At 61.7% G+C, this 21,757-nt stretch carries 20 protein-coding genes and 5 pseudogenes; 13 read left to right on the top strand and 12 right to left on the bottom strand.

Annotated elements, in window-relative coordinates; all coding sequences use genetic code 11:
• Positions 1-165 precede the first annotated feature (165 nt).
• Complete coding sequence (locus ACZ1HK_RS12480; protein ID WP_472628974.1) at positions 166-3,003, top strand: calcium-binding protein; 2,838 nt, start codon at positions 166-168, stop codon at positions 3,001-3,003.
• Positions 3,004-3,012: 9 nt separating this feature from the next.
• On the opposite strand, the gene ACZ1HK_RS12475 is transcribed toward ACZ1HK_RS12480, so the two are convergent.
• The 7 genes and pseudogenes from ACZ1HK_RS12475 to ACZ1HK_RS12445 form a co-directional block, all read right to left on the bottom strand.
• Positions 3,013-3,894: a hypothetical protein gene (locus ACZ1HK_RS12475; protein ID WP_472628973.1), complete on the bottom strand. Its 882-nt coding sequence runs from the start codon at positions 3,892-3,894 to the stop codon at positions 3,013-3,015.
• Positions 3,891-4,994: a hypothetical protein gene (locus ACZ1HK_RS12470; protein ID WP_472628972.1), complete on the bottom strand. Its 1,104-nt coding sequence runs from the start codon at positions 4,992-4,994 to the stop codon at positions 3,891-3,893. The genes ACZ1HK_RS12475 and ACZ1HK_RS12470 overlap by 4 nt, the downstream gene beginning before the upstream one ends.
• Positions 4,991-6,145: a glycosyltransferase family protein gene (locus tag ACZ1HK_RS12465; protein WP_472628971.1), complete on the bottom strand. Its 1,155-nt coding sequence runs from the start codon at positions 6,143-6,145 to the stop codon at positions 4,991-4,993. The genes ACZ1HK_RS12470 and ACZ1HK_RS12465 overlap by 4 nt, the downstream gene beginning before the upstream one ends.
• A complete protein-coding gene (locus tag ACZ1HK_RS12460) occupies positions 6,063-6,878 on the bottom strand; it encodes a hypothetical protein (RefSeq protein ID WP_472628970.1) in 816 nt (271 codons plus the stop codon). The genes ACZ1HK_RS12465 and ACZ1HK_RS12460 overlap by 83 nt, the downstream gene beginning before the upstream one ends.
• A gap of 218 nt (positions 6,879-7,096) precedes the next feature.
• Positions 7,097-7,978, bottom strand: a complete 882-nt coding sequence (locus ACZ1HK_RS12455; protein ID WP_472630830.1) for a calcium-binding protein — start codon at positions 7,976-7,978, stop codon at positions 7,097-7,099.
• Positions 7,979-8,112: 134 nt separating this feature from the next.
• Positions 8,113-8,457 (bottom strand): annotated as a pseudogene (locus ACZ1HK_RS12450) (calcium-binding protein); the annotation flags it as partial.
• Positions 8,424-10,202 (bottom strand): pre-peptidase C-terminal domain-containing protein, encoded by a 1,779-nt coding sequence (locus ACZ1HK_RS12445; RefSeq protein WP_472628969.1) that lies wholly within the window; start codon positions 10,200-10,202, stop codon positions 8,424-8,426. The gene ACZ1HK_RS12445 and the pseudogene ACZ1HK_RS12450, both read right to left, overlap by 34 nt.
• Positions 10,203-10,357: 155 nt before the next feature.
• On the opposite strand from ACZ1HK_RS12445, the pseudogene gpmI reads away from it, so the two are divergent.
• From gpmI to ACZ1HK_RS12410, 7 genes and pseudogenes are all read left to right on the top strand, one after another.
• A pseudogene (gpmI, locus tag ACZ1HK_RS12440) lies at positions 10,358-11,880 on the top strand (2,3-bisphosphoglycerate-independent phosphoglycerate mutase).
• A complete protein-coding gene (locus tag ACZ1HK_RS12435; RefSeq protein ID WP_472628968.1) occupies positions 11,877-12,695 on the top strand; it encodes a murein hydrolase activator EnvC family protein in 819 nt (272 codons plus the stop codon). Before gpmI ends, ACZ1HK_RS12435 begins: the two are co-directional and overlap by 4 nt.
• The gene (locus tag ACZ1HK_RS12430) at positions 12,689-13,006 is read left to right on the top strand and encodes a murein hydrolase activator EnvC family protein (protein WP_472628967.1); all 318 of its coding nucleotides are present in this window, start codon (positions 12,689-12,691) and stop codon (positions 13,004-13,006) included. The genes ACZ1HK_RS12435 and ACZ1HK_RS12430 overlap by 7 nt, the downstream gene beginning before the upstream one ends.
• 40 nt (positions 13,007-13,046) lie before the next feature.
• Positions 13,047-14,370: pseudogene (locus ACZ1HK_RS12425) on the top strand (S41 family peptidase).
• Positions 14,367-14,843 (top strand): annotated as a pseudogene (locus ACZ1HK_RS12420) (RNA pyrophosphohydrolase). Before ACZ1HK_RS12425 ends, ACZ1HK_RS12420 begins: the two co-directional pseudogenes overlap by 4 nt.
• Complete coding sequence (locus tag ACZ1HK_RS12415) at positions 14,840-15,295, top strand: hypothetical protein (RefSeq protein WP_472628966.1); 456 nt, start codon at positions 14,840-14,842, stop codon at positions 15,293-15,295. The pseudogene ACZ1HK_RS12420 and the gene ACZ1HK_RS12415 overlap by 4 nt, the downstream one beginning before the upstream one ends.
• A 29-nt stretch (positions 15,296-15,324) precedes the next feature.
• Complete coding sequence (locus ACZ1HK_RS12410) at positions 15,325-15,822, top strand: hypothetical protein (RefSeq protein WP_472628965.1); 498 nt, start codon at positions 15,325-15,327, stop codon at positions 15,820-15,822.
• A 133-nt stretch (positions 15,823-15,955) separates the two neighbouring features.
• Here ACZ1HK_RS12410 and ACZ1HK_RS12405 read toward each other — a convergent pair whose 3' ends face one another.
• Positions 15,956-16,744: a cupin domain-containing protein gene (locus ACZ1HK_RS12405; protein ID WP_472628964.1), complete on the bottom strand. Its 789-nt coding sequence runs from the start codon at positions 16,742-16,744 to the stop codon at positions 15,956-15,958.
• A 563-nt stretch (positions 16,745-17,307) separates the two neighbouring features.
• Between ACZ1HK_RS12405 and ACZ1HK_RS12400 the strand changes: the two genes are divergently transcribed.
• A complete protein-coding gene (locus tag ACZ1HK_RS12400) occupies positions 17,308-17,592 on the top strand; it encodes a hypothetical protein (protein ID WP_472628963.1) in 285 nt (94 codons plus the stop codon).
• Here the strand turns inward: ACZ1HK_RS12400 and ACZ1HK_RS12395 are convergent.
• Genes ACZ1HK_RS12395 through ACZ1HK_RS12380 form a run of 4 tightly spaced genes read right to left on the bottom strand, consistent with a single transcriptional unit; the run spans position 17,549 to position 19,614 of the window.
• The gene (locus ACZ1HK_RS12395) at positions 17,549-18,091 is read right to left on the bottom strand and encodes an alpha/beta hydrolase fold domain-containing protein (RefSeq protein WP_472630829.1); all 543 of its coding nucleotides are present in this window, start codon (positions 18,089-18,091) and stop codon (positions 17,549-17,551) included. The two genes, ACZ1HK_RS12400 and ACZ1HK_RS12395, sit on opposite strands and share 44 nt — an antisense overlap.
• A gap of 4 nt (positions 18,092-18,095) precedes the next feature.
• Complete coding sequence (locus ACZ1HK_RS12390; RefSeq protein WP_472628962.1) at positions 18,096-18,623, bottom strand: alpha/beta hydrolase; 528 nt, start codon at positions 18,621-18,623, stop codon at positions 18,096-18,098.
• 3 nt (positions 18,624-18,626) lie between these two features.
• A complete protein-coding gene (locus ACZ1HK_RS12385; RefSeq protein ID WP_368476775.1) occupies positions 18,627-19,349 on the bottom strand; it encodes a winged helix-turn-helix domain-containing protein in 723 nt (240 codons plus the stop codon).
• Positions 19,321-19,614 (bottom strand): hypothetical protein, encoded by a 294-nt coding sequence (locus tag ACZ1HK_RS12380; RefSeq protein WP_472628961.1) that lies wholly within the window; start codon positions 19,612-19,614, stop codon positions 19,321-19,323. Before ACZ1HK_RS12380 ends, ACZ1HK_RS12385 begins: the two co-directional genes overlap by 29 nt.
• Positions 19,615-19,856: 242 nt before the next feature.
• Between ACZ1HK_RS12380 and ACZ1HK_RS12375 the strand changes: the two genes are divergently transcribed.
• From ACZ1HK_RS12375 to ACZ1HK_RS12360, 4 genes and pseudogenes are all read left to right on the top strand, one after another.
• Entirely contained in the window at positions 19,857-20,414 is a 558-nt protein-coding gene (locus ACZ1HK_RS12375) for a hypothetical protein (protein ID WP_472628960.1), read from the top strand.
• 143 nt (positions 20,415-20,557) lie between these two features.
• On the top strand, positions 20,558-20,770 hold the full coding sequence (locus tag ACZ1HK_RS12370) for a hypothetical protein (protein WP_472628959.1): 213 nt from the start codon (positions 20,558-20,560) through the stop codon (positions 20,768-20,770).
• Complete coding sequence (locus tag ACZ1HK_RS12365) at positions 20,767-21,006, top strand: hypothetical protein (RefSeq protein ID WP_472628958.1); 240 nt, start codon at positions 20,767-20,769, stop codon at positions 21,004-21,006. Before ACZ1HK_RS12370 ends, ACZ1HK_RS12365 begins: the two co-directional genes overlap by 4 nt.
• A 129-nt stretch (positions 21,007-21,135) precedes the next feature.
• Positions 21,136-21,735: pseudogene (locus ACZ1HK_RS12360) on the top strand (ribonuclease HII).
• Positions 21,736-21,757 lie beyond the last annotated feature (22 nt).

Raw genomic sequence — 21,757 nt, 5'->3', positions numbered from 1 at the left:
GCCGGGCGCAACGCGGCACCCTCCGAAAACGTTAAGAACGACCCGAAAATTGAGCGGGATTTTCGCCCTTCCGCCCAGATTGTTCGCCATTCCGCCGCGATTATTCCACAGCCAAATCCCGGTCCGCGCCCATCTTCCCTGCTGAGCGATACGGGAATTTGAACGATGCCGCAGTTGGTATTCGAAAGTCGGTTTAGTGCCGGCCAAACCAGTTTGGATGTGGGGATCACGGACCTTATGGTCGTCGCGGGAGCGGCTGGCCCGATGTTGTACGCGACCTCGGGGCAGTTGGGTGGATTGACGGCCTACGACCTTGGCCAGCCCGGATCGGCCAGCCTTGCCGATTTTGCCTATTTCGATGCGGCCTGGTCCGATGGCGTGATGCGCGACCTTGCCTTGGTGGACAACAACGGCACGGTTTCACTGGCCGTCGCGGCCTCAGGCAGCCAACAGGTGCGCCTGTTTGAATTGGCCAGCAACGGGGATATCGGGCAAAGCAGCCTGTTGTCGGGCGTGAACGCGGCCAATGATCGGTCCATCGACCTGTCCCAATGGGGCGCGGACATGCTGTTTATGGCGCCAGAGAGCTCAGGTGAAATTCAGGGCTACGCCATGGCCGCGAACGGGACCCTGACCCAGCAGATCACCGTAACAGACACCGCGCAGACCTATGTGAGCGACGCCATCGGTATCAACACGTTCGAGGTGAACGGCGTGGAGTTCATGGCGAGCGTGAGCCAGGCGGACAGCGGCGTGTCCGTGTTCTACATCGACCCCACGAACAAGTTGTTCAACACCGCAAATATGGGTGTGAACGAGGGGCTCGGCATCATGACCCCGACCGATAGTGCGCTGGTCAGCATCGGGGACAAGGTGTTCATCATCGTGGCCTCGGCACCCAATGACGGGCAGGGCCAATCGGGCGCGCTGACGGTTCTGGAGATTGGCGAAGATGGCTCCATCCGGGATGTCGAGCACCTTAACGATACCGCAGATACGCGGTTCGGGCAGGTGCAGACGCTGGATGTGGTGGAGCACAACGGGCAGGTCTATGTGCTGGCGGGTGGCGGTGATGATGGCCTGACGCTGTTTGCGATGTTGCCAAGCGGTCGGTTGCAATTGCTCGATATCATGACGTCGGCGGAGACCACGGGGTTCGACAATGTCGCGGCCACCGCGACGATGATGGATGGCGATACGATGCGCATCTTTGCCGCGACTGAGGCACAGGGCGGTTATGCGGAGGTGACGCTGGATCTATCGGATCAGGGCACAACGCAAGTTGCGAGCCATCAGGGGGCCACGCTTTCCGGCGGTGGTCTGGATGACATCCTGATTGGCGGCGCGGGTGCAGACCTGTTGCAGGGCTTTGCCGGGGATGACCTGATCGAGGATGGGCATGGCGCGGACACGCTGATCGGCGGCGACGGGGCGGATACCTACATCTTGCGGGCCGATGGCCTGGCCGACCGGATCGAGGATTTCCAACCCGGACAGGATCGGTTGGACCTGAGCGATTGGCCGATGTTCTACGACCCTGGCCAAATCGGATACACGGCCACGGCCACTGGGGCCATTCTGACCTGGCGGTCAGAGACGCTGGAGATCGTGACGCGCAATGCGCAGATGCTGGGCGTGGCGGAGGTGCAGGCGGCGATCCTGGCAACGGCCAGCCGCGCACCGGATTTTGACGCGATCTTTGGCAATTCCGGAGCGCAGGACGTGCAGGGGACTTCGCTGGACGATGTGTTTGTGACGGGCGCGGGGAATGACACGATCACGGCTGGTTTGGGGGATGATTTCGTGGATGGCGGCGCCGATGCGGACAGCATTGCCGGTGGCTTTGGGGATGACACCCTTTTGGGTGGGGATGGTGCCGACCAGATGGACGGCGGGATCAACAACGACACGCTGAACGGTGGCGCGGGCAACGACACGCTTTACGGCATGGCCGGGGTCGACACGTTGGTGGGTGGCGACGGTGATGACCTTATCTTCGGGGGCGATGACCCGGATATTCTGCTGGGGTTGAGCGGGGCCGATACGCTGGACGGTGGTGAGGGCGATGACCTTTACTATGTGGGCGCCGGGCATTTGCTGACCGACACTGGCACGCAGGGGTTTGATGTGGCGATCATTCTGGACGGCGCGGGCGACACGATTTCGCTGAGCGGATGGTCCGGGGTGGAGCGTGTTGAGGGCAATGTCGGCCATGACGTGATTGACGGTAGTGCGCTGAGCGACGCCATCTTCATCTGGGCCAATGCGGGCAATGACACGGTGCGTGGGGGTGCGGGGAATGACACGCTTCTGGGTGGCGATGGGGCCGACAGCATCTCAGGCGGGTCCGGGCAGGACACGATCCTGGGCTGGACGGGACATGACACGGTTGATGCCGGGGCGGGAGATGATCTGATTTACGTCTTCGACGATGGGGACTTGGTGTATGGCGGCGCGGGCTACGACGAGGTTGTCATTCGGAATGCAGCCGGCGTTGATCTGAGCATCGGCGCTTGGAGTGGCGTTGAATGGGTCATGGGGTTCACTGGCAACGATACGCTCAACGCCATCGGATATGGTGAGGATATCGTTCTTGTGGGCGGCAACGGCGCGGATGTGATCTCGGCCGGGCAGGGCAACGACACCATCTACGCTGATGCGGGCAACGACTATCTGTATGGCAGCGCCGGTGACGATGCGTTGATCGGGTCCGGGGGCAATGACACCCTGGAAGGCGGCCAGGGCAAGGACTACCTCGCCGGAGGCGCGGGCGCAGATGTGTTCATCTTCGATGACGGGTTCGGAGAGGACGTGATCGCCGGGTACGAGGATGGTCTGGACCGGCTGGATGTCAGCGGTCTGAGCGGTGTTTCGGGCTTTGCGGATCTGACGATTTGGAGTGCGGGTGGGCATACCTTTGTGCATGCCGATGGCGATCCACAGAATTTCGTGACGCTGGCAGATTATACGGCGGGCCTTGGAGCCAGCGACTTCATCTTTTGAGGGTTTGGCTCATGCCGCATAGCCGAAATGGCGCGCATAGTCTGATCGTTTGAGGGCGGATTGCAGGCGCGCGGCCTCTTGCGTGGCGAAGGCTGCGGAAATGGCGTTGGAGAATGGCTTTCGCCCGCTTTCGTTCGCAACCGGCAGACGCGGTGTTTGACCGAGTGCCCAGTCACAAAAGACGGGGAAGGCGGTGTCGAGTTCCTCATACCGGATGATCCCGAATTGCGCGTTCCCGTCCGTGGTGTGCCATAGGGGCGTGTCGCAGTGGAATTGCGCCAGATCGAGGCCAAGGCCCATGCGGTAATGCTGGTTGAACCAGTCCGCAGGCCGCAGCGCGGACAGCAACAATTGGCGCTGTTGGTGCGGCCAATCCCGGGCCCGGGCCATTTTGTGCGGATCGCCGGAGCGGCTGGCCTCAAGACAGTCTTCGACGGACGCGAAGTCCGACAGATGCTGTTCCAGTTGGCCGAGAAAGCGGGTGAGGCCAAGGCGGACGCGCGCATCGCGGCTGGCGCTGGCATGATCGGGTGCCAGGTCGCACAGCAGGTCGGCGTAGCCGCTGATGTCTTGTAGGACGCTGGACCGGAACCAGGTGAACGGATCACGCGTCAGGGACAGAACCACCAGACGGCGCGGATCCGTGCCGGCCCGGATGCGGTTGATGGCGCGTGTGATGGCCGCGTTTTCGGCCATCTGCCCCATCTGATGACTGAAGAAATAGTCGGTGTTGGCGGGGTTCAGCGCTACGCGCAGGACCTTGCGCAAGGCGTCTTCGCCCAGGAAGTGGCAATGGGCGGCTTCGACCTGCCTGAGGGAGCCAAGCGCCTTGGTGATGGCGGTGCTGGCCACCTTGCCCATCTGAAAGACAACGCCGTAGATCTCAGTCACAGGGCGGCCCCTTGGCTGAGCGGTGCGGGGCTGCCGGGGGTGAGAGGCTGCAAATGGCCCTCGGCAACCAGCCAGTCGTGAAAGCCATTTTCCACGTCAAACGGATCGCTGAATGCAGCACGCAGGTCAGCGCGATCGCGGTAGAGTTGGCGCACCGCGTCCGGGATGCGGCGCCCATTGCTGAACGTGCCGTAGTGCCAGTAGCGCGCCGGTATTTCCGCTGCGCTCGCCTTGGCGACGGCGCGTTTGTACCAGGCCCAAACCTCCAGCACCTCAGGATTGTCATGGGCGTAGCGGCGGGTCATCTGATCGCCGACGGGGCCAAGTTTGGTGAAATGGAAAAACCGCAAGGGTGCGGCGTTCACGGTGATGTCGCCGGCTGCGGTAAAGGCGAGGCGGCGTTGCGACAGGTTCCAGCTGGCGACATTGCAGCCCGGGTCCCGCAGGACGTGGACATCGTCAAAGAAGCTGGGGACAAGGTCGCACCATTTCTGGTCGGTAAAGAGCCCCTTAGGCAGATTGTCCTGGCACCAATCCAGCAGGCGGTCGCCCCACCATTTGGCAAAGCGCCGCCCCTCGCCATCCGGCGTGTTGGCGACGCCGACAAAGCCAAGGTTATAGGCCCCCCATTTCAGAGAGGCGATTTCGTTGTCGCCGATTGCGACGGTGTTGGTGCGCGGCTCCGGATGGAGCTGGTGGGGGTCAGCAGGATGTCGGCGTCCATCCAGCGCGGTCACAAGGGAGGAGAGATCATCGAAGATCGCGATGTCGGGATCGAAGAAAAAGACCTTCTCGGCGTCGGGTTTGTCGAGCAGATGCGCCAGCGCACGGCCTTTCACGGCGGTGCAGGCCTCAACGATATTGTGGCAGAACATCCAGCTGGCAAAGCGCGTGCCGATTTCAGCCGACAAGAGATCTTCGGCGGTGAGGATGGTGTCGAAGTCAGACAGCAGATCCTGCTGCGATGTGCCGTCCGGCGGCAAATCCGTGACAACGGCACAAAGGTGCCAGGTTGGATGCACCTGCCGCAGGCTTTGGGCGAGGACACGGGCCCGGTCGAGGTAGGAATAGGTGAAGGAAGAAAAGGCGTAGATGGTCATGAAACGGCCCGTACTTTCCGGCTTTGTGCGGATTTCTTTGTTGCCCCGTTCTTTGGGAGCTTGGGAAGCGTTGTTGGCTTTGAAGGTGCATCGAGCACCGAGAAGCTGAGAGTGCTGGGAGCGGCCAAGAGCGCAGGCTGCTTTTTGCGGCGTTGGCGGGTTGCCTTGGCCAAAGCCTTGCGTTCGAGAAAGGTGTCGAGGTCGGCCGCGTCGGTCAGGATGTGGCCGCGTCCGGTTTCACGCACCAAAGCGGCGACATTCCCGCTTTCGGGATGTGTGATGACATGGGCGCCGGCCTGCATGGCTTCGACAGTGGCGAAGGAATAGGTTTCGACAAATTGCGCCCAGTGCAGGACGAAATCGACATTCTCGCGTTGCAGGGCGTCGATCATGGCGGTGGGTGTTTCGGCGGTGACATCAACGGGGATCGTCTGCACGCCGGGTTCAATATGTTTCGCCGAGCCGAAGTAGAGAAAGCGCACATCGTTCCGCCCAAGGTTGCGCCGGGCGATGTCGCGGAAGGTGGCGTACCCCTTGTGACGTTTGGGCGCGCCGATGAATGCGATGGTCGTTGGCCCGGATTTCGCGGGTGCGGTGAAGGGGCCTTCGCTGAGATGGGCGTGGGGCGCAATTTCGAACCGTTCGAACGGCAAATCGCCCTTGGCGAACACGATGTCGGCCGCCGCCTTGGAGGGGGCTATGGCCACTGTCGGGATCAATTGCAGCAGGGCCTTCAGGCGGCTGAGATGTTCATGCCGTTCGTCCCCGAACAGGCACATGCGGCACGCGGTGGAGCCCGGATCAGGGGCGCCGCATTGGCGCACCAGGTTGCTTTGCAGGGCGTAGCTCGGGCACAGGAAAAACTGATCATGCAGCCAGGCGTTCAGGCGCGTGACCCCGGCGCTTTTGCTAAGCGCTGCGACGTCTTCGGGGGAATGGCCCAATAGCGCGTGCAGGACGATGTCGATCTTGCGGCTGTCGCGAAAGCGGCGGGCCACGTCGAGCAGGCTGTCGATGTGAAGGGGACCGATGCGGTTACCGGCGATCGTGGCGTAAAGGATCGGGCTTTCACCCAAGGGTGCCAGGCGCGGGCGCGGGCGTGCGGGGTGCAGCGCGATGTAGCCAATACCCCGCTCCGTAGCCTGTTGCATTTCCTTGCCGACGCAAAGCTGGATACCGCCGCAGAATCTTCAGGAAATCGTCGTGGGTGAAGGCAAAAACGAGCCGCTCTGATGTCGCCTCCACCGCTGCGAGAAGCTGTTGCGCGCCCAGTTCGCGTTGCAACGGCACTTGTTCGGGATGGGCGAAGAGCCAATCGGTTTCAACGCTTTCCAGTGTCGGCGAAGCCGCCAGAATACGGGCGACATCATCGGCACGGTCCTGAGCCAGCCGCCCTTCGTTGCGGCCTGCGCGGATGTAGTGGAGGAAGGGCGGAATATTGGCATCCGCGATGTCGGGATAGTGGCTGAGATAGGCGCGGGTCGAGAAGGTCGCCGTGGGGTCCAGCCCCTGTTCCCAGCCGATCTGGAGGTAGTGGCGCGCGGCGCTGACCGGGTCATCGAAGGTCCGACCGCTGGTTGCCGTATAGAAGGCCAGGTCGATTTCATCCGCGATCTCTTTGGCGTCGCGATCGAGTTGTTGGGCCGAATTGATGGCGGCGGTTGCGCGGGCCTGTCGGCTGAGATGTGAGACCGTGGATGGCGGCACTTCGCGCCCTTCGTCGCGGCCGAAGGTGACGTAGTGGAGTAGCGGGTTCATCCCGGCATCAGCAACATCGAGGTGCATGTCGAGATAGCCGTTGGTCGAGAAGTCAGGATGAGGATCGAGGCCGTCTTGCCAGCCGGTGCGCAGGTAGTGCGCCAATGGGATCGGACAGCAGATCATCGACGGAGAATTGAGCCAGGTAGAAGTCGGGGTCGAAATCGGGGCGCATCCGTTCCAATTCGCCAGCCATGTCTGGAGGATCGGTGGATGACACGGTTCAAGAAACCGCGGCCGAGGGCGACCAACGTCTGCATGCTCGAATGTCCTTCGTCTGGAGGGTTGAGGAGCCTAACGGCCCCCGGCACCCATGCGTGCTGCGCGGGTTCCCCCCGCGACCTTCAGACGAAGTTAAAATCGGATTCGGTCAAAACTCCGTTAAAGTTGGCCAAAGTTATTAGGTCTCCACCGCCGGACACGAGGTTGATGTAGGTGTGGGAGCTGTCGGAGGTGATTGAAAGGTCATTGATCGACGCCGTGCCGCTGACCTCAGACAGGTTCATAACGTCGCTGCCTTGCGCGAAATCGGCGATCACGTCTTCGCCCCAACCGTCGTCGAACTTGAACTCGTCCGCGCCCGCCCCGCCAAGGAGGAAGTCCTTTCCCTGCCCGCCCTGAAGCGTGTCATTACCCGCGTCACCGATCAGGGCATCGTCGCCCGCGCCGCCGAAAACGTCATCATCATCGCCGTCGGCATAGACGGTGTCATTGCCGTTGCCGCCGATGATCCGGTCATCCCCGGCTCCGCCGGTGATGACAAAGCCTGCGCCAGCCCCGGTGGCATCAATTGTATCGTTGCCGATGAACCCTTCGATCCGCTCAACACCCGACCACGCGCCAACGGCGATGTTCACTCCGCCCGCGGTATTCAGGATTGCGGTGTCATATCCGTCGCCCCCGTCAGCCACGACATCGCCGCTTTCGCCGATGAAGAACTGGTCGTGGCCATCGCCGCCGTTGAAGGTGTCGTTGCCGGTTCCACCTTGCAGGGTGTCAGCGCCTGCGCCGCCGCTCAAGATGTCGTTTCCGGTGCCACCAAGGAGGATGTCGTCGCCCGCGCCGCCGGTGATCTGATCGTTCCCGGCCCCGCCCCAAATCAGCCGCGTGTCATTGGCCCCGGTCGCGTCGATCGTGTCGTTTCCGGTGAACCCTTCGACCCGCTCGACCGAGGCCCAACCGCCGATGGAAAGCGAGACGCCCGATGCGTTGTTGACGGTGGCCACGTCATAGCCCGATCCGCCGTCGGAGATACTGTCACCGCCGCCGTCGATGTAGAAGACGTCGAGCCCGGCCCCGCCTGACATGGTGTCGTTGCCAGCTTCGCCGAGGATCGTGTCGTTGCCAGCCCCCCGGACAGAATGTCATTTCCGGTGCCCCCCAACAGGATGTCATTGCCATTGCCGCCGGTGATCACGTCGTTGCCGTTATGGCCCCAGATGAGGATTTGATCCTGTTGGCCGGTGGCATTGATCGTATCATTTCCGGTGAAGCCTTCGACCCGTTCCACACCGGACCAGCCGGACATTTGCAGGTTCTGGCCGGTGGCGACCACGATCTGCGCAAGGTCATAGCCATTGGCACCAGAGTCGGTCACGACGTCGCCGGTAGTGACGTAGTAGGTATCATCCTCGGCCCCGCCATCCATGCTGTCATTGCCGTCTTCGCCGATCAGGATGTCGGTGCTGAGCCCGCCCAGAAGCACGTCTGCACCCGTGCCACCGACAAGGGTGTCGGCCCCGGCCCCCCTTCGAGCGTATCGTTGCCCGCATTGCCGTTGAGCAGGTCACGGTCAGCGCCACCATCCAGAAAATCACCGCCTTCGCCGCCCATCAGCGTGTCATTTCCGGCGGCGCCGTTCAGGGTGTCGGCCCCGTCATTGCCTATGATCTGGTTTGCGACGCCATTGCCATCAACAGAGTCGTTTCCGGTGCCAGCGGTATAATTCTCGATCACCGTGCCCCGTGCGATCCACATGTTATCATTGTGGCCCGCGCCGTAGGGGTTGAGGATGGTTGAGAGGGTCTCGGCCTCTAGCGAGACAAACTGGTCGGATGTGTCGAAGGAAAAATCGATCAGGTCGGTTCCACCGACATCGGTGATCGTAAAGGCGATGGCCGAATTGTCGAACATGCCGCCGGGATTTGTCCCGGTCTCCAGATAGTCGAACAGGGCGGCAAGGTAGCTGCCGTTGGTGTTGAGGTCAGACCCGGCAAAGGCGTTGCCCAAGGTGTGGCCCGCGCCGAAGATCGTGTTGCCGGCCGTTGGGCTGCTTGCGGTATCAGCGGCTCCGTAGAGGTTTTCCAACGCGATGATATCGACAAGCATGGGCGAGATAACGGCGGCGTTGGTGGAGCCGGTGAACGGATTCTCGTTCTGGTCAAAGTAGGACATGACCGAGGCCAGCCAGCTGTCGTTAAGGAAGGTGTTGGTGTTGCTGGCACCGACATTGTTCAGGCCATAGCTGGCCGAGCCGTTATAATTGCCTTGGTGGCCAAGGCCGAGGGCGTGCCCGATTTCATGGATATAGGTCTGGAAACCGTAATCGTTGATGTCGTCCTGACCCGTCGCGATCCAGCTTTTGTGAATGTTGATGAAGGCCGAGGTGGTGACGGTCGGGTTGTTCCAGGCGGAGTTGTAGGTCGCATAGGCGCCGGTTTGTTCATCATCGAACGTGATGTCCGCGCCTGAGGAGACAACGTCGAACGTCACGTCGATCACCATCTCGAAGCTTTGCAGCGCCCAGAGGGCAAGTTTTTGCCCGGCGGCATTCAGCGCGTCGATGTCCACCGTGATGATTTTGCTGGAACCGGTGTTGAAGGAATGGCCAACACCGCCACGATCCTGCCAGAAGCCGTCGGTCAGATAATTGGCGAGCGTGTCATGGCTGACGATGGATTTGGACGGGTTCAGGACATCGGTGGTCAACCGATAACCGCCGGTCATCCATTCGCTGTTGCTGGAAGAGCTGATGAACGCACCCACATCGATGAAATAGGTCCCGGTCTCCTGCGCCTGGAAGTTCAGCAAGGCATTGTAGTCGGTCCCGCCATCATCGTTGATTGCGATCACCGTGCCCTCGTCATCGCGCAGGCGAAGAAAGCTGTCGTCCAGCGGATCGCCGGTGCGCCCCGTGACCGAGAAGGAGTAGTGTTGGCCCGCGGTCAGGTCGATGGCGACCCAGTCGCGGTCGCCCGCAAAGGAAATGGTGCCGTCAAACGTATCGTTGGTGCCCATGAAATAGGCCGTCGCCGGGCCATTGGCGGCATCAATATTGGCCTTCTCGACGCCTGAGCCATCGTTTTGCGAGAAAAGGAAAGGGCCGTCATATCCGGACGGAATGGCAGTGAAAGGCAGCGGCGCCACGCCAAGGGCTATGTCATCAGCCAGAAGTTCGGCGTAGGTGCATTCCTTGTCTTGCGGGCGGAATGCGGCGCAGATCGTACACATGTGAAGCCGGCCTTTCCATATCGTTGCTGAGGCGTGTTGGCCCATGAAGCGGGCCGCGGCGTCGGAAAGCGGGCGAAAATTGGGGCAAGACTTTGTCTCTTGTCTCAAAGGCTGATAGCCATCGAAACGAAGCAGTAAGAAAAGGCTAAGGCAGCATGGCAGACACGCCGAAACCGGTGGTTTTGTGTATCCTGGACGGGTGGGGGATTGGTCAGACCGAGGCTGACAACGCGCCGTTGCTGGCGCGGACCCCGACGATGGATCGGTTGATGGACACGTGCCCGAATGCCACGCTGCTGACCCATGGGCGCGATGTGGGCCTGCCAGACGGCCAGATGGGCAATTCCGAGGTCGGACACACGAATATCGGGGCTGGTCGGGTCGTGAAGATGGACCTCGTTGAGATCAACGATGCGATTGCGGAGGGGATCGTTTGCCTGCGCGCCCTGCGCTGGTGGAGTTCATCGAGACGCTGAAGCAGAGCGGCGGCACGGCACATCTGATGGGGCTGGTCAGCGATGGTGGCGTGCATTCGCAACTGACGCATCTGGAGACGGCGGTGAAGGTGATCGCGGGTGCGGGCGTGCCGGTGGTGATCCATGCGATCACAGATGGGCGTGATGTGGCGCCGAAAAGTGCTGCGGATTTTGTGGAAGGGCTGATGGCGCGGCTGCCGGATGGCGCGCGGATTGGCACGGTTCTGGGACGCTACTTCGCAATGGACCGCGACAATCGGTGGGACCGAGTGCAAAAGGCCTACGGCGCGATGGTTCTGGGCGGGGGTGACGCTTTCGGCGACCCACTAGACGCGGTGCGCGCGGCCTATGACGCAGACAAGACCGACGAGTTCATCCCGCCGAGTGTGATCGGTGACTATGCTGGAATGCAGGATGGCGATGGCATCTTCATGCTGAACTACCGGGCGGACCGGGCGCGGGAGATCCTCGCGGCGATTGGCGATCCGGATTTCGATGCGTTTGATGTGTTCGGTCGGCCCGAGCTGGCGGCGCGGCTGGGGATGGTCGACTATTCCAAGGCGCATGACGAATACATGACGACCGTGTTCCCGAAGCAGGAGATCGTGAACACTCTGGGCGAATGGGTCGCGAAGAAGGGATTGCGGCAGTTCCGGCTGGCGGAGACCGAGAAGTATCCGCACGTGACGTTCTTCCTGAACGGCGGGGTCGAAGTGCCGGAGGAGGGTGAGGATCGGTCGATGCCGAAATCCCCCGATGTGGCGACGTACGACCTGCAGCCTGAGATGAGCGCGGGCGAGGTGACGGCGCAGTTCGTGGGCGCGATCCGCGCGGGCTACGATCTGATTGTGGTGAACTACGCCAACCCGGACATGGTCGGGCATACGGGCGATTTGCAGGCGGCGATTGCGGCCTGTGAGGCTGTGGATGAAGGCCTCGGGCAAGCGGTTGCGGCGCTGGAAGAAGTTGGGGGTGCCATGATCGTCTGCGCCGATCACGGTAATTGCGAAACGATGGTGGATCCGGAGACAGGCGGGCCGCACACGGCCCATACGACGAATTTGGTTCCTGTGGTAATGTTTGGTGGGCCCAAAGGCGCGTCCTTGCGGGACGGGCGGCTGGCTGATCTGGCGCCATCGCTGTTGCAGCTGATGGGTCTTGAGCCGCCTGCGGAGATGACCGGGGAAAGCCTGATCGGATGATGTTGCGCGCAGCCCTTCTTGGCCTTGCTGGCCTCCTTGCCGCTGCGCCGGTTGGGGCGCAGACGGACCCGTCGATGACGGCGCGGGAAGCCACGCGGATGTTGGAGGATGCGGCCAGTGCGCTTCGGGAAGCTGACGGTGCACGTGACCGGGTCGAGGCCCTGACGGAGACGGTGCGCGCCTATGAGCACGGATTGGATGCATTGCGCGCCGGTATCCGCGAAGCCGCCCTGCGCGAGCAGACCATCGTTCTGGTGTTCGAGGCGGAGCGCGAACGATCTCGCGCAATTGCTCGGCGTGCTGCAACGGATCGAGGAGGCCCTGCGCCTGCGACGCTGCTGCATCCGGAAGGCCCGCTTGGCACCGCACGGCTTGGCATGATCGTCGCTGACCTGACACCTGCCGTGGCCCGCGAGGCCGTCGCCCTTCGGGAGCAGTTGGAGGAGTTGGCCGTGTTGCGGGCCTTGCAGGACGGCGCAATTGCTGAATTGGAGCGCGCCGTGCAAGGCGTGCAGGAGGCGCGCACTGCGCTGAGCCAGGCGATTGCCGACCGGGTGGATCTGCCCGAACGGTTCGATCTGGACGGCGCAGCCATGGCGCAATTGGCGGGTAGCATCGACAGCCTGTCGAGTTTCGCGTCGCTGCTTGGCGAAAGCACGGCAGAGACCACGGCTGATCTGCCGGATTTCGAAAGCGCGCGGGGGAATTGCCATTCCCCGTGCTTGGCGCCTTGTTGCGTCGCTTCGATGAGGCGGATGCTGCAGGCATCGCCCGGCCCGGGGTTTTATACGCCGTGGAGCCGCGCGCGTTGCTGACGGCACCTTGGCCAGCCTCGATCCGCTATGCCGGGCCGCTGCTGGATTACGGAAATGTCATTATTCTCGAGCCCGACGCGGATTATCTTCTAATTCTGGCGGGTGCGGGTGATTTGTTCGTGACCGCAGGTGAATTGGTGCCCGGAGGCGCGCCATTGGGCTTAATGCCGGGTCAGACCGGTGAGGATGAGACGGATTTGATCGTTTCCGACGCGCAAGGCGGTGGCGCCGGGCTGACGGAAACGCTTTATATGGAACTGAGACAGGGCGGGAGCCCGGTGAATCCGCTGGACTGGTTCGCCGCAAACTGAGGCTCCGGCTGTGACAGATGTTGAGGAAGGACGACGCGCGATGAAGAAGCTGATGATGGCCGCCGTAGGCGGAATTGCAGGTGGTGTGCTGGTCAGCACCCAGATTGCCGGACCGCTGCTGGCGCAGGAAGCGGCCAACAACACCTCGGTCTACGAGCAGCTTGGACCTGTTCGGCGACATCTTCGAGCGCATCCGCGAGAACTACGTGGAGGAGGTCGATGAGGCCGAGCTGATTGAGGCGGCAATCAACGGCATGCTGATCTCGCTCGATCCGCATTCGAGCTACATCTCGGCCAGCGACTTTGAGGATATGCAGGTGCAAACCCGCGGTGAATTCGGTGGGCTTGGCATTGAAGTAACGCAGGAAGACGGTTTTGTGCGCGTCATCACGCCGATGGACGGCACGCCAGCCATGGAGGCCGGTGTCGAGGCGGGTGATTACATCACGCATGTCGACAGCGAAGCGCTTTTGGGTCTGACCCTGGAAGAAGCGGTTGATCTGATGCGCGGGCCGGTGGGCAGTGACATCATCATTACGGTGGTGCGTGAGGGTGCGGACGAGCCGTTCGACATCACCATCACCCGGGATCGCATTCAGTTGACGGCCGTGCGTGCGCGGCTTGAAGGCAATACTGCCGTGCTGCGCGTTTCGACCTTCAGCGACCAGACCTTCCCGAACCTGCGCGATGGGTTGGAGGGGCTGATCGAAGAGGTCGGCGGCCTGGAAAACATGAACGGCGTTGTTCTGGATCTGCGCAACAATCCCGGCGGTTTGCTAAGCCAGGCGATCCGCGTGTCGGATGCGTTCCTGGAGCAGGGTGAGATCGTCTCCACCCGCGGGCGCGAGCCACAGGATGGTGAACGCTATAACGCGACGCCGGGCGACATGATCAACGGCTTGCCGATGGTGGTGCTGATCAACGGTGGCTCGGCCTCGGCCTCGGAAATCGTGGCGGGTGCGCTGCAGGATCACCGCCGCGCGGTGGTTGTGGGCACGCAAAGCTTCGGCAAAGGCTCGGTCCAGTCAGTGATGCCGCTGGCAGGAGATGGCGCGATGCGGTTGACCACATCGCTTTACTACACGCCGTCGGGCCGCTCGATTCAGGCCCTTGGCGTGGCGCCTGATATCATCGTCGAGCAGCGTGATCCGGTCGAGGTGGACGAGGACGAAGATCGCCCGGACCGCAGCGAAGCCGGTCTGCGCGGGGCAATCGAGAACTCCTCGCTGACCGAGGACGAATTGAACCTGCTGGAAGAAGAGCGTGCAGCAGCGGAAGCTGCGGCGACACTCCGGAATGACGATTATCAGCTGGCCTATGCCATCGACATTCTGACCGGCCTGAACGCTCTGGGGCCGAATTGACCCCGGAGGAGGCCGCAAAGCTACCGTATCGCCCTTGCGTGGGGGTCGTTCTGACCAATGCGCAGGGGCTTATTTTGCGGGACAGCGGGCAGATATGGAAACGCCCGCCTGGCAGATGCCGCAAGGCGGCGTGGATGATGGCGAGACACCGCTGGAGGCCGCATATCGTGAGTTGGAAGAAGAGACCGGCGTTGGGCGCGGCCATGTGACATTCGCTGCGCGAAACGGCGGATTGGCTCTACTACGACCTGCCGCTGGACGTGATCCCGAACCGTTGGAATGGACGGTTCCGTGGACAAAAACAGATGTGGGCGCAGTTCCGGTTGGAGGCGCCCGATAGTGTGATCGACCTGACCCATAAGGATATCGAATTCAGCGCATGGCGCTGGATGTCTGCGCCAGAGATCCTGAGGGCGATTGTTCCCTTCAAACGTGATATCTATGCGGTGGTTTTTGAGGAATTTGGCCTATGATGCGGATGTTTGCCGTTGGCTTGGCTTTGTTTGTGCCGGCTCCAACCTGGGCGCTGAGTTGTGTTGGTGAATCCAGCATCGCGTCGAACTACACCTTTGCCGCCGAGTCCGAGTCCGACTTCATAATTGCGATTGGGCGGCTGGCGAATACCGGGCCGCGCCAGACCATTGATGATCAGGGCAGCTACCGTCAGATGACCCGGTTCGAGGGGGAGGTCCTGATCGGAGAGGCTTTTGCGCCGGGCTGGAGCGCCGATGTCGAGGTGTTCGGCTGGTGCTATGGCGGGGGCTGCGGCACCCATCCCGTGGACCGCGAAGGGCTTTTCTTTTTCGAACGGGTCGATGGCAGGCTTGAATATGTCGCTGGCGGATGCGGCGGGATGGTTCATCTTGACCCGACCCGTGCAGATATGGACGCTGTCATTCAATGCTATCTTGGCCAGTGCAATTGACCGGCACCAGCGGAGCGGGAGGCGTTTTGATGTTTGGACGGATCCTTTCTGCGGCGGCTTTGGCCACCTTTTCGGCAACGCCTGCCCTGGCCTTGTCCTGCGCCTATCCGACGGTTGCGGGCGCCTATTTGAATGCTGCCGATAGCCCCGCGGATTACGTGATTGGTGTGGGGCGGCTCAGCTTCACCGGGCCAAGCGACCCGCCCCACGGGCCGACGATGCAGGGGGGCGATCCCAACCAGATGATCGGCTTTACCCAGCCCGCCCAATTCGATGGTGAACTTTTCACGGGTGCGGATTTCGACAGCCCGCGCGTGTTGCCCGTCACCATCGCGGTTGGCTGCATTTCGGCGTGGTGTGGATCAGCGGTGCCGGTTGACTATGGTCTGTTTTTCTTCCGCGTTGCGGGCGGGACCTACATCCTGGATGAGGGTGCTTGCCCGGCAAATACCTTCCCTGACGCGCATCCGGGTATGTTGCTGGAAGTGGTCGACTGCCATTCGGGGAGCTGCCCGGGCAATTGGTGATCCCTTACCCGCCGCGGGCCTGACCCTGTTTGCCGCCGGCGCGGGGTGGGCGTTTTTCTGACGCCCCTCCCCATCTTTGTTCCAAAAATATGCATCTTTTGGAGGTGCACCCGCCGCGGGTGCTGCGGCGCGGTCAGAGAACCTGCATCAACCCTTCGCGCACCAGCCGTTTCGCCAGGACCAGCTTGCCGGCATCATCCAACTCGCCGCCCATATCGCCGAGGCGGAATTCGGGTGTGGTCAGGCAGAACTCCATCGCGGAAGCTGCGAAGTCGGGCATGACGATCTCGGCGCCCTGGCAGGACAGGCGCACCTGCTCGTCCTCAGTCTCCATGTGGAGGGCGTAGACCAGATGCGGGCGGCCACCGACGCGGCTGTCGACGGTGAGGGTGTCGAGCGCGGCCAGTTGTGCCATTTGCCCTTCAACCCGAGGCACGCGGCCGGTCAGAAAATCCTCGCGGAAACCGGCCAGAAGTTTGCCCGCCGGCGCATCGGCGACAAGGTCCATGAGCTCTTTGAAGGTGTCGTCATAGGCACCCAGATCTGCGCCATGGTTTGCAAACCCGGGCGAAAGCGCGCGGCGCATCGCGGGTTCGCGATGGGCCTTTGCGATCACGGCCTCGGCCAGCACATCGGCCCAGGTGCGGAACATCAGGCCGGTGGTGATATGAAGAGAGGTTTCATCCGTGGCGACGGCATCGTGCGCCACACCGCGCGGCACGTAGAGCGTATCGCCGGGTTCCAGCACAAAGCGCTGAACCTCTTCCCCGACGTCCATGCCGCGCTCAAAGCCCTGATCGTTCAGCGGCAGTTCGACCGGCGTGCCGTAGATGCGCCATTCCTTGGAGCCTGCGATTTGCAGGACCAGCACATCGTGGCTGTCGTAATGCGGGTTGAAGCCCTGATTGCCCGGAGGGGTCATGTAGATGTTCGTTTGAACGCGGGCCGACATCACCTGTCTCCATCGCACGGCAATAGCGGGCGAGTTGCGGCAGGCGTTCGTGCAGGCCAGACAGGATGACGGTCGCGCCATCGGCGAAAAGCTGGTTCACGCGCACCGGGTCGATTTGGCCGGTTTCGTAGGCGAAATCGGCAGGTGTGATATTGCCGTCCGACTTGGTGACGTTGATCTCAGGATGATTGAGGCCCATCGTCGAGACGACGCGGTCGATCTCGGCATAGCTCAGCAGGTCGGCGAAATAGCCGGGCTGCCCGCGTTTGATGAGCATGGGCTTCTTCTCAAAATACTCGGAAAAGAAGGTGTCTGGGGTTTCAGGCGCGATGGCCCAGTCGAAGGAGATTGGCTGGCTCATTTATTCTGGCTCGTTCATGGCTTGCAGTGTGATTTGTGACAGTCAGACCACGGTCGGCGACCATGTTCAATCTTCGACTCGATGCAGGGAATCCCGTCATTGACCGAATGCGCGTCTTCGGACAATGTGCCGCGCAGTAATTAGCAAGACATCACGAAAGGAGCCTCGGCTCATGTCCAGCGATAATAAACAGAAGACCCTGACCGACGCAGAAATCTCGACGGATCGCCCGAAGGGTCGCCGCGGCTTCCTTGGCCTCGTGGCAGCCGGTGGCGCAGCCGGTGCAGTTGCGACGATCCCGACGGCAGCAGCAGCGGCTGACATCGACAATGGCACCTGGACCGACGCCGGTTCCTGCCCGCGTGGTAGCGGTGGCGTGGCCACCGGTGCAACCGATGCCGACAACGGCTCGATCACCGACGCTGCAGGCTGGGGCCGCGGCGCGCCTTACTGCTGAGGCCAGTGCCCATCGGGCTGGTGAGGAGGGGGCTCTGCCCCCGGCTACGCCTCCCCCGGCATATTTGAAGAACAAAGATGGAGCGGGTCGTCCTTTCGGGCGGCCCGTTTCGCATTTTCAGGCCAGGCGGTTGGCAAGGGCGCGCGCGGCGCTGGCGGAAGGCGGCGTCGGACGAGGGTGAGGTGGCGCGAAAGCGTAAGAAGCCATGGATCAGGCCTTTGGCCTGTTCGTGCCAGACCGGTGCGTGATGCGAGAGGGCTTTGGCGAGGGCATCGCCTTCTTCCACCAGGGGATCAAGCTCGGCAGTCAGGATCACCGATTGCGGCAGTCCGTATAGATCGCATTTGGAAATATCCGCATAGGACGCATCCTTCGCGTCGCCCAAATACTCTTGCCAGCACCGGCGCATCACCTTGCTGGTCAGGTAGGGCGCTTGTGCATGGCGTGTGTGGGACGGTGCCGCGCACGATGGATCCGTTGCCGGATAGACGAGAAACAACCCGTCAGCTTGCGGCGCGCCCTGATCGTGCAAGGTCGAGCGCGCATCCAAGGGCCAGATTTGCGCCCGCGCTATCGCCGCCAAGCCAAAACGGGCCCATGCCGCGCAATTGGGCAATCGCGCCAAGGCATTCAAGGAGCGCCGCGGGGTACGGGTGTTCCGGGGCAAGGGCGTAGTCGAGACTTACAATGGTTAGACCAGTCTCGAGCGCCATATCGGCGCAGACGTGATCATGGCCATTGATGGAGCCGAGCATCCACCCTCCGCCATGCATATATAGCATCGACCCGTTTCGTGGGTTTGGCGCCGTGTAACTGCGGACTGGGACGTTGCGCCCATCGCAGGGAATGCGCCAGTCGCGGGTCGCAATCGTAGAGGGGAGCGGGGGCAGGGCGGCCTCCATCCGGGCGACGGCGGCACGCAACGTTTCAACTGAGCGTTCCTCTTCGGGAACGGGGTCGGGATCTGCGGCCATCTCAGCGACCAGATCCCAAAGGTCCGGCGCAAGCCCCGGATAGGGTGCACCCGCCATGGGTCAGACCATCTTGATGACGTCTTTGTCGATGGCGAGGATATAGCCGCGCCGGGCGATGTTCTTGACCAGAAGCTCGGACACCATCTGGTTGCCGAGCGTATCGCGCAGACGCTTGATGCGCGTCGCACCTGCGGCTTCGTCCACATCCGTTTCAGACTTGCCGGAGACCATCGCCTCAATCTGCGCGCCGCTGAGCACGTCGTCGTCCAGGCGCGCCTCTGCCAAAACGGAGAGGGTTTCCATCGCCGCGTCTGTCAGCTTGAATTCGAGGTTATTGATCAGAACCACCCGTTCCTCACGAGACAGGATCAGCGAGGAGACCTGGATACCCTGACGCTCGATCTCGCCGATGCGGCGGTTGAGGGTGACGATGGTGACAAGAAACACGAGGCAGGCAACCAGAAGGGCGGTGGCAAAGACGAGCAACACGAAGATCACTGCGCGGTAGCTGGCCAGAACCTTGGAAAAGGTGGTGCCGGTCTGGGCCATGATCTCAAGCACGCGCGTCGCGTCTGGGTCGCGCACGTCGTTGACTTCAAAGACTGTGACAACGGCGTTGTTGAAGGCTTCGGCGTCCGGCAGGTTCACAAACAGCAAAATGGCGGAGACCACGAGGACCGCGACCACCGCCAAGACACCCAGTTGAACGACACGCGTGGATGCAATCCGCGTATCCGCGACCGACAGTTTCGGGTCAGAAACTGAGGTAGTATTGTCCGGCATCCGCCCTCCTTGAGGCGAGTCCGGAATCGTCAAACACCGAAATCACCTGCACCAACGTCCAGCCTTGTGACGCAATGCGACCGGAGACGACGGATGAGGCGGCGCCGACCGAACATGCGCTTTGGGGCACTTCGATCACACCGTAATGCAGACGCAAGGGGTTATCCATCCTTGCGCGATAGTCCGCAAAACATGCGGCGTGGAGGGGGCCTGCCAGAACCGCAAGAGCGGCGGCAGCGAGGAGGGGTTTAAAGAATCGTTTCATTGTGATGGCTCGTTTGTTTGCTGAAAGGGGGCAGCTTCACGAATGAAGATGGGTGCAGGTGTGGCCTGTCATTCAATGACGGGGACCCGTTCACGGGGCTGTTATCGGATAGCAGGGGTGCGTTTTTGCCTTGCATGCCTGGGTTTGGGAGGGTCGCGCCAACGGCAATTTCCGCCGGGTACAACACCTTTTCATATGCTTGGGCATTTCGGCCCGTTGGCGATTACAGATAGGCGATTTCGATGACCAAATCCTTCTCCGCCCTTGTGGCTTCGATTGTGACGGCCTTGTGCCTCCCGGCTCATGCCGATGACCTTGATCAAAATTTGCAAACGTTCCTGGAGCGCTACGACTTCGGCGCCATGATCCAACCCTTTCACGGTGGACCTGCACCGATTGTACCAGAGCAAATCGGTGCCACTGATCGGATCTTGGTCCATGGGCCAAACGATTTGCTGGGAAGTTTGCCGTACCCAAACCATCATCCGCAGACACTGGAGACAGCCGAGGTACCCGATTGGGTATTCGAGCAAGGCGACCGATCCGCCCGGGATATGGCCTTGATGCGATTGTCTTCCACGCGCCCCCATACATGGGGCTTGGAAACAGCTCCCTATCAGGTGGCCCATCCCGGACCTGGATATGTCGGATTGATTCCAATGCCTGTCCCGGATGGTTGGGTCGTCACCAACCGGTGTCTGGCGTGGGATGATTACTACGCCAATGACGAACGCCCCCTCGGTGATTGCTACGTCTTCGAGATGCGTCCGATGGTGCTGGGTCCCATCGCCATCGACTAATGCGCCCCCCGTTATCCGATAGCGCGGCGCCGTAATTGCATGGCGAAGCGAGGAGGGGGAGGGTTGTTCCACAAGCGCCGAATGAGTGCGCCCCAACCCAAGACCTGAACCCCTCCTCGAAACCGAAACAAGGGACCCAAGACATGTTTCGCACCTTCTCCAAGACTCTGACCGCTGGTGTTTTGGCCGTCACTCTGGCCGCAACCGGCATCACCGCAACCGCAACGCCCGCCAGCGCAAATGGACATCGCAACAACCAGGGCGCCGAGGCCGCGGCCATCTTTGGTGGTCTGCTGCTGCTTTATGGGCTGAGCCAGGCCAATCGGAATAACGGAAATCGCCAAAACCCCCGGTGATCCAGCCGCCGCAACCGCAACCCCAATACAATCGCGTCGCGCCGTCCCGCTGCTTTATTCAGGGCAATGGTTACTATGGCAACTACAGCGGCTACCTGCGCCGCTGCATGCAGAACTTCGCGCAGCAGGCGCATCGGCTGCCATCCAATTGCCTGCGCACGGTTCAGACGCAGCGCGGCCAGCGTCAGATCTACGGCGCGCGATGCCTGGCGAACCATGGCTGGTCGCACGGATAACCCCATTGAGAGGCGCAGTCCGGCGGCTTGAGATCGCCGGGCGAGCTGCGCGGCAGTAGCCGACCCGAGCAGCGAGGCGACGTGACCAATCCGGTTGCGTCGCCTCTTTCTTTGGCCCACATCGCGGGTATGGGACCTGATTTTTCATTGGAAGCGTCGCTTGGCGGGCTTGTCGCAGGAGTGGATGAAGTGGGCCGGGGTACCATGGGCCGGACCAGTGACGGCATGCGCGGTCATTTTAGACCCGGCGCAGATTCCCAAAGGGCTGAACGATTCCAAGAAACTGTCGGAGGCGCGTCGCGATGCCCTCGCCCTTCAGATTGAGGCCGTCGCAGACGTGTCTCTGGGATGGGCCAGTGTCGAAGAGATCGACACGCTCAACATTCGGCAGGCAACGTTTCTGGCCATGCGCCGTGCTTTGGGCGGATTGGCACACACCCCGACCCACGCGCTGATCGACGGAAATGCCGTGCCGCCGGACCTGCCATGCGCGGCGACGTGCGTGGTGAAGGGGATGGGCGGTCCGTTTCCATCGCGGCGGCCTCGATTGTGGCGAAAGTGCGGCGCGACGCCTTGATGAAGGAGCTTGCGGTGATGCATCCGGGTTACGGTTGGGAGACGAACATGGGCTATGGCACGGCAAAACACAGCGCCGGGCTACACGATCTAGGGGTCACCCAACATCACCGGCGCAGCTTTGCCCCCATCCACAAGATATTGTGTGGATAAAATCGTAAACGGCTGATTCGAA

Source organism: Gymnodinialimonas sp. JB5-7 (genome assembly GCF_055693405.1).
This window is presented reverse-complemented; position numbering and strand designations above follow the sequence as displayed.